This is a genomic window from Candidatus Eisenbacteria bacterium, from assembly GCA_035577985.1.
GTDB lineage: Bacteria > Desulfobacterota > Binatia > DP-6 > DP-6 > DATJZY01.
On record DATJZY010000136.1, the window covers coordinates 36,290 to 49,146 of the forward strand.

Annotated in this window: 11 protein-coding genes; 9 read left to right on the forward strand and 2 right to left on the reverse strand. The window is 72.4% G+C overall.

The features are described from left to right. The first annotated feature begins 1 nt into the window (after nt 1). Genes hemC through VMS22_20065 form a run of 7 tightly spaced genes read left to right on the forward strand, consistent with a single transcriptional unit; the run spans nt 2 to nt 7,895 of the window. Nucleotides 2-916, forward strand: a complete 915-nt coding sequence (hemC, locus tag VMS22_20035; GenBank protein ID HXJ36331.1) for a hydroxymethylbilane synthase — start codon at nt 2-4, stop codon at nt 914-916. Then, nucleotides 913-2,490 (forward strand): uroporphyrinogen-III C-methyltransferase, encoded by a 1,578-nt coding sequence (gene cobA / locus VMS22_20040; protein HXJ36332.1) that lies wholly within the window; start codon nt 913-915, stop codon nt 2,488-2,490. Before hemC ends, cobA begins: the two co-directional genes overlap by 4 nt. Then, nucleotides 2,487-3,467, forward strand: coding sequence for a porphobilinogen synthase (hemB, locus tag VMS22_20045; protein HXJ36333.1), 981 nt, complete (start codon nt 2,487-2,489; stop codon nt 3,465-3,467). The genes cobA and hemB overlap by 4 nt, the downstream gene beginning before the upstream one ends. Then, nucleotides 3,464-4,897 carry a M48 family metalloprotease gene (locus tag VMS22_20050; protein ID HXJ36334.1) on the forward strand — a complete coding sequence of 478 codons (1,434 nt, stop codon included), beginning with the start codon at nt 3,464-3,466 and terminating at the stop codon, nt 4,895-4,897. Before hemB ends, VMS22_20050 begins: the two co-directional genes overlap by 4 nt. Then, a complete protein-coding gene (locus VMS22_20055) occupies nt 4,894-5,694 on the forward strand; it encodes an SDR family NAD(P)-dependent oxidoreductase (protein HXJ36335.1) in 801 nt (266 codons plus the stop codon). The genes VMS22_20050 and VMS22_20055 overlap by 4 nt, the downstream gene beginning before the upstream one ends. Before the next feature lie 3 nt (nt 5,695-5,697). Continuing rightward, nucleotides 5,698-6,093, forward strand: a complete 396-nt coding sequence (locus tag VMS22_20060) for an NFACT RNA binding domain-containing protein (GenBank protein HXJ36336.1) — start codon at nt 5,698-5,700, stop codon at nt 6,091-6,093. Then, on the forward strand, nt 6,093-7,895 hold the full coding sequence (locus VMS22_20065) for a sulfatase (GenBank protein ID HXJ36337.1): 1,803 nt from the start codon (nt 6,093-6,095) through the stop codon (nt 7,893-7,895). The genes VMS22_20060 and VMS22_20065 overlap by 1 nt, the downstream gene beginning before the upstream one ends. Here VMS22_20065 and VMS22_20070 read toward each other — a convergent pair whose 3' ends face one another. Both VMS22_20070 and VMS22_20075 read right to left on the reverse strand, forming a co-directional pair. Next, entirely contained in the window at nt 7,896-10,562 is a 2,667-nt protein-coding gene (locus VMS22_20070; protein HXJ36338.1) for a hypothetical protein, read from the reverse strand. Between the two features lie 48 nt (nt 10,563-10,610). Beyond that, entirely contained in the window at nt 10,611-10,895 is a 285-nt protein-coding gene (locus tag VMS22_20075) for a hypothetical protein (protein HXJ36339.1), read from the reverse strand. 136 nt (nt 10,896-11,031) lie between these two features. On the opposite strand from VMS22_20075, the gene VMS22_20080 reads away from it, so the two are divergent. Next, nucleotides 11,032-11,445: a hypothetical protein gene (locus VMS22_20080; protein HXJ36340.1), complete on the forward strand. Its 414-nt coding sequence runs from the start codon at nt 11,032-11,034 to the stop codon at nt 11,443-11,445. 62 nt (nt 11,446-11,507) lie between these two features. Beyond that, nucleotides 11,508-12,569 carry a histidinol-phosphate transaminase gene (gene hisC, locus VMS22_20085; protein ID HXJ36341.1) on the forward strand — a complete coding sequence of 354 codons (1,062 nt, stop codon included), beginning with the start codon at nt 11,508-11,510 and terminating at the stop codon, nt 12,567-12,569. The last annotated feature ends 288 nt before the right edge of the window (nt 12,570-12,857 follow it).

A 12,857-nucleotide genomic window follows, 5' to 3' on the forward strand; every position in this document is an offset into this window, starting at 1 on the left:
GATGGCGGCGCGGTCACTTCGTCTCGGCACCCGGGGGAGCGCGCTGGCGCGCGCCCAGGCGGATCTCGTGCGTCGGGATCTCGAGGCACGGAACCCGGGGCTCGCGGTCGAACTCGTGCTCATTCGCACGACCGGGGACCAGCTCCAGCAGGGGCCGCTCGCGCAAGTCGGTGGCAAGGGGCTGTTCATCAAGGAGATCGAGGAGGCCCTCGTCGCCGGGACGATCGACTGCGCCGTGCACTCCATGAAGGACGTGCCGGCCGCGCTGCACACGGGTCTCGTCGTCGGCGCGATCCCGCGCCGCGAGGACCCGCGCGACGTCCTGGTGAGCCATGCCGGGTCGCTCGCAGGGCTCGCGCCGGGCGCGAAGGTGGGGACCGCGAGCATCCGGCGGCGCGTGCAGCTCCTCGCGCGGCGCCGCGATCTGGACGTCACGATCCTGCGCGGGAACGTCGACACGCGCCTGCGGCGCTGGCGCGACGGGGACTTCGACGCGATCCTGCTGGCGGCGGCGGGTCTCGCGCGGCTCGGGATCAGCGAGCCCGCGGCGCGGCCGCTCCCGACCGACGTGCTCCTGCCCGCCGTGGGGCAGGGCGCGCTCGCGCTCGAATGTCGAGCCGACGATGCCGCGACCCGCACCGTGCTCGCGGCGGTCGATGACGCGCGCTCGGCGCGCGAGGTCGGCGCGGAGCGCGGGTTCCTGCATGGCATCGGGGGCGACTGCAACACGCCGCTCGCGGCCCACGCGATCTCGGTCGGTGATCGCATCCGGCTGCGCGGGCAGGTGAGCGACCCGGACGGGACGCGGTGGCTCGAGGACGAGGTCGAGGGCTCGGCGGACGATCCAGTCGCGATCGGGCGCGCGCTCGCCGATCGGCTCCTCGCCCGTGGCGCGGGGGCGTTGCTCGGGCGATGAGCGGGCGCGTCTATCTCGTCGGTGCGGGTCCGGGCGATCCCGGCCTCCTCACGCTGCGCGGCCAGCGTCATCTCGCCGCCGCCGACGTCGTCGTGCACGACGACCTCGTCGGGCGCCGGCTCCTCGTGCACGCCCGACCGGACGCCGAGATCGTCGACGTGGGCCGCGCGCACGGCGATCCGGGACGTCTCTCGCAGGAGGCGATCGGGGCGCTCCTCGTCGACCGCGCGCGCGCCGGCAAGACCGTCGTGCGGCTCAAGAACGGCGACCCGTTCCTGTTCGGGCGCGGCGCGGAGGAGGCCGCCTTGCTGCGGCGCGCGGGCATCGCCTTCGAAGTGGTCCCCGGCGTGAGCTCGGCGCTCGCGGTGCCGGCGTACGCCGGCATCCCGGCGACCGATCGCGATCACGCGTCGCTCGTGACGATCGTCACGGGTCACCTCGCGTGCCGCCCGGCGGACGGCGCGGACGCCGCGGCGGGCTTGCCGTGGGACGCGCTCGCGCGCCAGGGCGGCACCCTCGTCTTCCTCATGGCGATGAAGCACCTGCCGGCCATCGGTGCCGCGCTGGTCTCGCACGGGCTCGATCCGGCCACGCCCGCGGCGGCGATCGAACGTGGCACCACCGGCCGCCAGCGTACCGTCGTCGCGACGGCGGCGACGCTCGCATCACGCGTCGCGGAAGCGGGCCTGCGGCCCCCCGCCGTCGTGGTCGTGGGCGCCACGGTGGCGCTCCGGGAGCAGGTCGCCTGGCTCGAGGAGCGGCCGCTCGTCGGACGCCGCATTCTCGTCACCCGTCCGCGCGCACAGGCGGGCGAGCTGGCCGCACTGCTCGAGGACCTCGGGGCCGAGGTCGTGGTCGCGCCCACCATCGAGATCGCGCCGCCGGCCGACGCTGCGGCCCTCGACCGGGCGGTCGTCGCCGCGAGCAGCTACGATTGGATCGTTCTCACGAGCGTCAACGGCGTGCGGGTGCTCTTCGATCGTCTGGCGGCGCTGCGGCGCGACGTGCGCGAGCTCGCGGGCACGCGCTTCGCCGCCATCGGTCCCGAGACGGCCGCCGAGCTCGAGCGCCACCTCGTGCGTCCCGCCGTCGTCCCCGAGGACTTTCGCGCCGAGGGACTGCTCGATGCGCTCGGCGATGCCGACGTGCGCGGACGGCGTGTCCTCCTGCTGCGCGCCGCCGGCGCGCGCGCCATCCTGCCCGACACGCTGCGCGCGCGCGGCGCCGCGGTGGACGAGGTGATCGCGTACCGGGCGATCGTGCCGCCCGCGACCGACGCGGCGGGGCTTCGTGCCGCACTCGTGGAAGGCGGCCTCGACGTGCTGACCTTCACGTCGAGCTCGACGGTCAGGAACTTCGCCACGCTGCTCGGTCCCGAGGCGATCGCGACGCTCGGCCTGCACGGCCGCCCGCTCGTCGCGTGCATCGGTCCCGTCACGGCGGAGACCGCACGCGAGGTCGGGTTGCGCGTCGACGTCGTCCCCGCGTCGTACACCGCGTCGGCCCTCGCGCACGCGATCGCGGCACATTTTTGCAAAGCCGGGAGTGATCCACTAAGCGGAGGCGTTGGATGAGCCGCTTCCCCCTGTACCGTCCGCGCCGGCTCCGCCGCACCGAGGCCCTGCGGCGACTCGTTCGCGAGACGCACGTCGTGGCCGAGCAGCTCGTACAGCCACTCTTCGTCGTTCCAGGCACCAAGGTCGAGAACCCGGTCGGCTCGATGCCGGGCGTGGCGCAGCTCTCGATCGACCGCGCGGCCGAGGAGTGCCGCCGGCTGGTCGACCTCGGCGTGTCCGCGGTGCTGCTGTTCGGCATTCCGGAGACGAAGGACGCGCGCGGCAGCGGCGCGGTCGCACCGGACGGCATCATTCCCCGCGCGCTCGAAGCGATCCGCAAGGCGGCGCCCGGGCTCGTGCTCGTCACCGACGTCTGCCTATGCGAGTACACCGACCACGGCCATTGCGGCGTGCTGCGCGGCGACGAGGTCGAGAACGACCCGACGCTCGAGCTGCTCGCCGCCGAGGCGCTCGCGCACGCGCGCGCCGGCGCCGACATCGTGGCGCCCTCGGACATGATGGACGGCCGGGTCGGCGCCATCCGGCGCGCGCTCGACGGTGCCGGCCTGTCGCACGTGCCCATCCTCTCGTACGCGGCCAAGTTCGCCTCCGGGTTCTACGGCCCATTCCGCGAGGCCGCGGAGTCGACCCCGGCGTTCGGCGATCGCCGCGGCTACCAGATGGATCCGGCCAACGGCGACGAGGCGCTGCGCGAGGTCGCGCTCGACATCGAGGAAGGCGCCGACATGGTGATGGTGAAGCCCGCCCTCCCGTACCTCGACGTCATCCGCCGCGTGAAGGATCGCACGGGATATCCGGTCGCGGCGTACCAGGTGAGCGGCGAGTACGCGATGATCAAGGCCGCCGTGGCGAACGGCTGGCTCGACGAGGCGCGCGTCGTCGAGGAGACGCTGACCGCGATCCGCCGCGCCGGCGCAGACGTCGTCATCACGTACTTCGCGAAGGACGTCGCACGGGGCGTCTATCGGCGATGAGACGCCGCCGTCCGGTCCTGGCGCTCGCGTGCGCCGCGGTGCTGCTCGCCCAGCCGGCGCTCGCCGGCAACACCGAGCGCGACCTCGGCCGTCGCTTCCTGCTCGAGGCGCGCTCGCAGATCCCGCTGATCGAGGATCCGGCGGTGACGGCGTTTACGGAGGGGCTCGGCAACCGCCTGGTCGCGACCCTCGGGCCGCAGGAGTTCGACTACCACTTCTTCGTAGTGGCGTCCCCGTCGATCAACGCGTTCGCGGTGCCCGGCGGCTACGTGTTCGTGTTCGCCGGGCTCCTCGAAAAGGCCGCGAGCGACGACGAGATCGCGGGCGTGCTCGGCCACGAGATGGGGCACGTCCGCGGGCACCACATCGTGCGCCAGCAGGCCACCGGAACGGTGTGGACGGCGGCGGCGCTCCTGGGCGTCCTGCTTTCGGTCGTGAACCCCGTGCTCGGCGCGGGTGCCATCGCGGCGGCGCAGACGGCGCAGCTCAAGTACTCGCGCGAGTTCGAGCAGGAGGCCGACTACCTCGGGCTCGGTACCATGAGCCAGGCAGGCTACGACCCGCATTCGCTCGCGAGCTTCTTCAAGCAGCTCCTCGTCGAGCAGCGCGTGAACCCGGCCGGCGTCCCGCCCTACATGCTCTCCCACCCGGTCACCGAAGAGCGCGTGGCGCACGTCGAGAGCATCATCGACGCGCAGAAGCTGAAGACGCCGCGCGGCCGCCCTGCAGCGAGCCCCGAGCTGGCCGAGGTGCAGGCCGTCGTGCGCGCCAAGACCGATCCGCCCGACGTCGTGATCGCCGAGTACCGGCGGCGCGCCGAGAAGGCTCCGAACGACGCCGAGGCGCAATTCCTGCTCGGCCGCGTCTATCAGTCGGTCGGGCAGTTCGAGGCCGCGCGCCTGGCGCTCGAGCGCAGCCGCGACCTCGGCTTCGGGCCGCGCGTCGACCGCCCGCTCGGCAGCGTGTATGTGGCCCTCAAGTCGACGGCCCAGGCGCAAACCGTGCTGAGGAAATACCTCGCCACGCATCCGAGCGACGCCTTCGCACACATGGAGCTGGGCAAGGCGCTCGCCGACGCCGGTGACGACGCCGGCGCGCTCAAGGAATTCCAGCGCGCCGTGTCGCTCGATCCCGACCGCGAGGAGGCGCAGCGGCTGCTGGGCCTCAGCCTCGGGCGCAAGGGCGAGCAGGCCGACGGGTTCTATCACCTGGCCATCGCCGCCCGTGAGAGCGGCGATCTCGAACAGGCGCTCAGCCACTTCCAGAAGGTCGACGAGCTCGAGCCGGCCGGCACGCCGCGCAAGAAGGAGGTCGCTGCCGCCATCGACGAGCTGCTGCCGCTCGTGCGCGATCGCGAGATGGAGCGGCGCGAGCGGGCGCGGCGGCGCGGCATCCTGCAGGAACGTCTCGAGCGGGCCGAACGTCGATGACGACCTCGCTCGCGGGCCGCACCGCGCTCGTCACCGGCGGCGGGCGCGGGATCGGGCGCGCGATCGCCCTCGGGCTGGCCGACGCCGGCGCCGACGTCGCGGTGACCGCGCGCACGGCGAGCGAGCTCGAGAGCGTCGCGGACGAGATCCGGTCCAAGGGACGTCGCGCGCTCGCCGTGCCGGCCGACATGATCGATCGGGCGCAGGTCGCCGCCGCCGTCGAACGCGCGGGTCGCGAGCTCGGGCGCCTCGACGTCCTCGTGAACAACGCCGGCGGGCCGGTCGTGCTCTCCTCGGACCCGCGCGCGCTGTGGGTCGAGACGCACGACGACGCGAGCTGGGACGCCACCGTCGTCCTGAACCTCACCTCGTGCTACTGGGCCGCGAAGGCCGCCCTCGGCCCCATGCTCTCGCGCGGCTACGGGCGCATCATCAACGTCGGGTCGGGCTATTCGCTCGTCGGTGCCTCGGGCCTCTCGGCCTACACGGCCGCCAAGCACGCGCTGGTCGGGTTCACGCGCGCGCTCGCGATGGAGGTCGGCGAGCGCGGCGTCACCGTCAACTGCCTGCGACCGGGATGGACGAACACGCGCCTCGTCGACTGGCGCATCGTGGGCGCCGCGACCGGGCGCACGGCGGACGAGGCGAAGGCGCACGCCGAGGGTCTCGCCGCGCAGCGCCGCATCCTGGAGCCCGAGGAGGTGGCGCCGCTCGCCGTCTTTCTCGCGTCCCCCGCGGCCGGCGGCATCACGGGACAGGTGCTGTCGGCCGACGGCGGCTACTTCGTCGGCGTGTGACGGGTGGCCAGCAAGGGTAGACCGTATCGCGCGCTCGAGGTCGAGGGCTTCACCGTGCTCGTCGGCAAGGGCGACGAGCAGAACGACGTCCTCACGTTCGACGTCGCCGAGCCCGAAGACTTCTGGTTCCACGTGTCCGGGCATTCGGGCAGCCACGTGGTCGTGCGCAATCCGGACAAGCTGCCGGCGCTGCCGGGGCCGGTGCTCGAGAAGGCGGCGGGACTGGCGGCGTGGTACTCGAAGGCGCGCGACGCCGGCAAGGTGGACGTCCACTGGTGTCGCGCGCGTGACGTGTCGAAGCCGCTGCGGTTCCCCGCCGGCAAGGTGCTGCTCGCGCGCTGGAAGCGCATCCGCGTCCACCCGCGCGATCCGAGCACGCTCGCGGACGAGAGCGGGTAGTGCTCGTCTCCGCAGTCGTCCTCGCGCTCGTCGACTGCTGGCAGGTGGCGTTGCGGGCGCCGGGAAGTCTCACGGCGGCGTCCGTGAGCTGGCTGCTCGGGCTCTACCTCGCCGCGACCGGCGTGGCGACGCTCGTGCTGGCCGGTGTGCTTCGTCGCTCGCGCGGGACGACCCGCGCCGCGATCCTCGCCGCGGGCGGATGCCTGTTCGTCGTCGAGACGTGGCTGCGTGCCCTCACGCCGCTCTCGCCGTGGCGACCGTGGATGGTCGCCGGATGCATCGCCGCGGCGGCCCTCGCGTTCGTTCCGCTGCGCGCCGTCTGCGCCCGGCGGGTCCCGGTCTCGGTCGCGGTCATCGGCCTCGCGCTGCTCGCCGTCGGCGCTTTCGGTGCCGTTCGTCCGCTCGCTGGAACGCGTCCACCCGGCACCTCGGGCCCGGCGCCGGATCGTGAGCTGCCGAGCTTCCTCGTGATCGTGATCGACACGCTGCGCGCCGACCACCTCGGCTGCTACGGCTACGGTCGTCCCACCAGCCCCGCGCTCGATCGGCTGGCGGGGGAGGGAACGCTCTTCGAGCGCGCGTTCGCGCAGTCGAGCTGGACGAAGCCGTCGACGGCATCGCTCTTCACGGGGCGCTTCCCGGTGCAGCACCAGACCCTGTACGAGCGGTCCAGGATCCCCGACGCGGAGCTGACGATCGCGGAGCTGCTCGCCGCGAACGGGTATCGAACGGCCGTACTCTCCGGCAACCCGTGGGTCACGCCGGAATACGGCTTCGACCAAGGGGTATCCGACTTCTACTCGCTCTACGACGAGCGCTTCACCCGGGTCACGCTCTTCATGACGGTGCTGAAACGTCTCTCGCAGCTGCCCGGCGGGCGGATGCAGGTCTACAACCGGGTGAAGTACCTCGTGCTGGGCGAGCTCTCGACGACGGCGCGCGACACGCGGCTCGTCGACGAGGCGGAGCGCTGGCTCGCCGCGCACCACGATCGGCCGTTCTTCCTCTACGTCCACATGATGAGCCCCCACCACCCGTACGATCCGCCGCCGCCGTTCGATCGCTTCGTACCCGATCGCTCGCACGCACCGGTGAAGAACTACCCCCGCAAGAGCTACCTCTTCTTCGAGGAGGGCGAGCCGCTGCCCGCCGCCGACCTCGCCGACCTGGTGGCGCGCTACGACGGCGACGTGCTGTACGCCGACACCGAGGTCGGGCGTCTCCTGGCGGCGCTCGACCGGCTCGGCCTCGCGCGCACGACGGCCGTCGTCGTGACGGCGGACCACGGCGAGGAGTTCTACGACCACCGCAACTGGGGCCACGGCCAGTCGGTCTACAACGAGCTGATCCACGTGCCGCTGCTCCTGCGCTATCCGGCGCACGCTGCGGCGGGCGCGCGCGTCGCGACGCCGGTGATGCACGTCGACCTGCTGCCGACGCTGCTGGGGCTGGCGCGGATCCCGCTTCCGCCGGCGGCCGCCGGCATCGGGACGAGCCTCCTGTCGCCGCCGCAGGAACGCGACGACGTGCTGAGCCAGCTCATCTACCGCTATGGGGAGGCCGACGCGCTCGTCACCGGCGGTCGGGCGCTCGTCGCCATGCGCCGCGGCGACGACGAACGCAGCGTGGCGTACGACCTCACGACCGACTTCGGCGAGCAGCACGGGCTGCCGGCGCCGCCCGATCGCCTGCGCGCACTGGCCGAGCTGCGCCGGCGCCTCGAGGGCACCCGGAGCGCGGCGAGCGAGTCGTCGGACGACGCGGATCGCGACCGGCTGAAGGCGCTCGGCTACGCGGAGTGATCAGCTCCCGCAGGCGCGGCGGGCGACGTAGATGTCGCGGTCGCCGTTGCGGTCGTCCTCCCACGCGACGTAGCAGGTGCGCTTGGCCCCCTTGCCGCCGATCGCGAGGCTCGGCCGCGTCTGCTCGCTCGTGCCGGTGCCCGTGTCGTCGACCCGCTCGGAGGCGAGGAAGGTGTTGCCGGCGTCGAGGCTCGTCGCGAAGAACACGTCGTTGTTGCCGAGCCGGTTGTCCTGCCAGGCGACGAACAGGTTGCCGCGGTCCGCGGCGAGGCTCGGATACCACTGGTTGGTCGGCGTGTCGGTGTCGGGGAGGAACCCCTGCTTCGAGTCGTCGAGCTGGCGGTTCGGCGAGAACGTCTGCCCGCCGTCGGCGCTGCGGGCGTAGAACACGTTGGTGTCGGGCTCGCGGGCGCGCAGGTCCGTCCACGCCACGTGGAGTCGCCCGTCCGTGTCGGCGGCGATCGACGGCCGCTCGTTGATCCGCTCGAAGCCGGCGAAGTCGTCGACACGGACGTTCGGGGCGAAGGTGCGGCCCCCGTCGATCGAGTGCGCGGTGAACACGTCCCAGTTGTAGTTCCGGAAGTCGGTCCACGCGATGTACACCGACGACTTCGTGGCCGTGATGGCCGGCGACCACTTGTTGTCGTTGTGCAGGGCGAGCGGATCGCCCACGCCGCCGCCGTCGACCCGCACGGCGGGCTCGAAGGCGCTCGCGCTGGGGAAGCCGCGGGCGGCGTAGACGTGCTCCAGTGGCTCGCCCTCGGGGCCGAGGTCGCGCTCGTCGATCCACGTGACCACCGGCCGCGTGCCGGCGAACGCGACCGCGGGCATCCACTTGCCCACGCCGTCGACGTCGTCGACGCGGACGTCGGTCCCGCGCTTGCGCCCGCTGCCGGACAGGCGCGCCAACATGATCCGGCCGGCGTCGTCGTCGCCGCGCGACACGAACTGCTGCCAGACCACGATCACGCGGCCGCCGCGAACCGCGATGGCCGGGTTGAGCTCCGTCGTGGATCCCAAGTCGTTGTCGCTCACCCGGACGGGCGGCTTGAAGCTCTGTCCGCCGTCGTGGCTCGCGGCGAGATAGATGCCGCTCCCGACGCCCTCGTCCTGGTGCCAGACGACGTAGACGTGACGCCCGCGCGTCGCGATCCGCGGGGCGTGTTGGCCGACCGGCATCGCCTGCACGCCGCTCGCCAGGACGGCGGGCGAGAAGGCCGGCGGCGCCTCGCGCACGGGGTCGATCTGGGCGGTCACCGCCGACGTCGGCACGTCGACGTCGGCCCACACCACCGCCTCGCGGTAGCCGTTCCTGCACGCGCCGGCGGCGAGCGGGCCGCTGCACGCGACGGCGGAGGTCGGCGGGAGCAATGCCCCGTCCGCGGCCAGCGCATCGCGCCGCGCGGCGAGGCCGAGCCCGGGGCTCGCGATGCCCGGATCGTCCTCGATCCACGGCCCGATGGCGCGGAAGCCCGTGTCGGGATTCTGACCGATCCACGCGTTCGAGCTCGAGAGCGGGCCGGGGTCGGTCTTCTGCTTGCGTCCGATGATCGCGCTCTGGCCGTCGAAGGTGATCTCGAAGAGGTTGCCCGTGAGGCTCCCGTCGAGGTTCGCGACCCACTCCGGGTTCTTCTGCAGGTTCGCGAAGCCGCCCTCCTTGAAGACATCGGGCGACCATTCGGTGGTCGTGAAGCCCCAGGAATCGAACGCCTCGGGCTGCAGGATCACGTTCGCGCCCTTGGCGACGAAGCGATCGTTCACGTCGATCATCCAGGCGTCTTTCGAGATCACGATGCCGAGACGGCCGACGGGCGTCCCCAGGACTTCCATGTCGCGCACCGGCCCGGTGGCGAGCGCGAGCCCGGCGGCGTTGCCCGGCGGCGGCTGCTCGATCGGCGTCAAGTACGCCTTGTTCGTCGAGCCACGGAGCTGCCCGCCGGTTTCCGACGGTGCGCGCAGCGTGCCGCCGGCGCCGTCCGGAACCAGCACCTCGCCGTCGGGGGCGAAGACGAAGGTCGTGTTGACGGCGAGCGGCGACGTCGCCTCGTACGCGTACGTGCGCGTGGGCTCGTCGGGATCGCGCAGCAGCGCCACCAGCGCTGGATCGTCCGCTTCCTCGACCCGGCGTGCCGGCGCGAGGTTGGCCCCGACCGCGAGATACACGCCGTGGGTCATGGCGAGCTCCCGGAAGGTCTCGTACACGCCGCGATAGAAGGTGTCGGTGATCGCGAGCACGCCGTAACGGATCTGCGGCTGGCCGGGGAACTTGGTCTGGTAGTAGCTGAACTGGTTCGCGTAGCTGAGGATCAGGTTGAAGATCGCGAAGGTCGTGTTCGGCTGCGCGCGCGGGACGGCGCCGCGGCTGCCGATGAAGGCGGCGAGCAGGCCCGTGTCCTCGGGGAACACGACCAGCGCGTTCGGCGGCGCCGTGGGATCCACGGGTGCGAGGTGCGTCGCGACGTCGTCGACCCCCGCCTGGACGAGCGACGAGCGGCCGGGAAAGGTCGCATCCATCATCGCGGCCATCTTGTCGTGGAACGTCTGGTAGGTGAGCGAATCGTCGAGCCGGAGCTTGTGCCCGACGACGAACATGCGCACGGGCGTCGCGAGGGCGCCCTGTGCCATGGCCCCTGCGAGGATCAGCGCGACGAGGATCGGGTGCCGCATGCGCGCAGCGTACCCAGCGGTCGCGGCGCGGAGCAAGGAGAAAGACGCTCAGTGCAGCGGGTGGTACGGGCCCTGGAGCACGCCCAGCACCGTCAGGCCGTCCTCGTCGTCGACGTGGTACAGGATGTAGTAGTCGTCGATCGCGAGGTAGTGACACCCGCCCACGCCCTGCAGGACCGCAGAGCCCGGAGGATGGGGGTCGTCGGCCAACCCGATGATCGCCTCGCCGATCGCGCGCAGCGGAGACTGGGGGATCATCTCGAGCTCGCGGTACGCGCTGTACGTGATGTTGAGCTTGGCGGGCATCTCGGGCGTCTGCAGGCTTATCGGCACCGTCCCACCCCCACTTGAGGAGCGTTGCGCCCCCGCATGGCGGACGCGCTTGCGTGGCTCCGAGCGTGTCATTACGTTGACATCCAGTGTGGAGGTGCCGCGGTCGTGCAGTGCAGCACGAGGAGGTGAGCACCAAATGCCAACGAAGTCGTCCGAGGTTCTCGTCGGGCGCCGCTACCTCGATCGGGGTTTCCTGGATGCGGCCATGCGTCTGTTCGTCCGCAACGCGGAGGCCGTCGAGGCGACCGACTGGACGCTGCTCGCGGAGCGTCTGATGGAGCGCAGCCGCATCCCCGACGTCGTCCACGTGTGCGAGGTGGGCGGCGTGCCGCTGCCGCGCGAGCGGATGCTCGCGATCGCCGACGACCATCTGCGCCGCAAGGACGTCGACAACGCGATCCGGCTCTACGAGCTCGCCAGCGCCGATCGCGAGCGGTGGGTGCAGCTGGTCGACGTGCTGACGGGTCTTCCCGATCGCGAGCGGCTCGCCATCGAGGTGACGGAACGTCACCTGAAGCCGGCGGCGGGATCGCTTCGTCGCGCGAGCTGACCGAGTGCCGCACGGCCGGCGCAGCGGTTGCGCCGGCGCCGACCGCCCCGTACACGAGGCGCATGCCGCGTCCCGCCGACTGGCTGCGCCCCGCCGTTCGGGCCGTCCCGCCGTACACGCCCGGCGAGCAGCCCGCTGCCGGGCGGAGGGTCGTGAAGCTCAACACGAACGAGAACCCGTACCCGCCGTCGGCGGCCGTGCTGAGCGCGCTGCGCGACGCCGTCGACGAGCGCGTGCGCCTCTACCCCGACCCCGAGGCGACCGCGCTTCGCGCCGCGGCGTCACGGCTCTACGGCGTTCCCGTGGACCACGTCATGGCCGGCAACGGGTCGGACGAGCTGCTGGCGCTTCTCTTGCGCGCGCTCGTCGATCCGGGCGAGCGGGTCGCGTTTCCCGTCCCGACCTACAGCCTCTACGAGACGCTGGTCGCGGTGCAGGGCGGCGAGCCGGTCGAGATCCCGTGGCCCGACGACTGGTCGCTGCCGGCCGGTCTCGCCGGCGCCGGCGCCAAGCTCACGTTCCTGTGCAACCCGAACTCGCCGTCGGGCACGCTGGTGCCGACGGCGGAGATCGAGGCGCTCGCGCGCCGGATCGCCGGCGTGCTGGTCGTCGACGAAGCCTACGTCGACTTCGCTTCCTCGCACGCGCTCGGGCTCGTCGGACGGCTGCCCAACGTGGTCGTGCTGCGCACGCTCTCGAAGTCGTACTCGCTGGCGGGCCTGCGGGTGGGGCTCGCGTTCGCCGATCCCGAGCTCCTGCGCGGCCTGCGGACGGTGAAGGACTCCTACAACTTGAACCGTCTCTCGCAGGCCGCGGCGACGGCGGCGCTCGCCGATCAGGAGACCGCACGCGCCAATCTGGAACGGGTGCGTCGGACGCGCGCGCGGCTCACGAGCGCGCTCCGCGCCCTCGGCTACGCCGTTCCCGACAGCGCCGCGAACTTCGTGCTGGCGCGCAGGAAGGGCATCGACCAGGGGCCGATCGCCCGCGCGCTCGCCGCACGTGACATCCTGGTGCGCCACTTCACGTCGCACGGCCTCGGTGACGCGCTCCGCATCAGCGTCGGCACCGACGAGGAGATCGACGCGCTGCTCGCGGCGCTGGGTGAGGTCGCGGGGCGCTAGGGCTCGGTGTCGGTGCCGCGAGGTCGGGGGCGAGGCTTCGGCTTCGGCTTCGCCGCGCGACAACACACACGCGGCGTCTCGGTCCGGCATTTCGTCGCGCTGCTACGCAGGCGCGTCCGCCTCGCCCCCGACCTCGCGTCGCGGCGCCGCTGCACCGCCGCGTGACGTCGCCCAGCGCAGAGCGCGCGTTTTGCGGCAGAAACCCTACGCCGTCACGACGAAGCTATTCGCTAGAGAGCGAGACGCCGAAGGCGGGAGCGTTGCGGCGCGAGGTGGGGGACGAGGCGG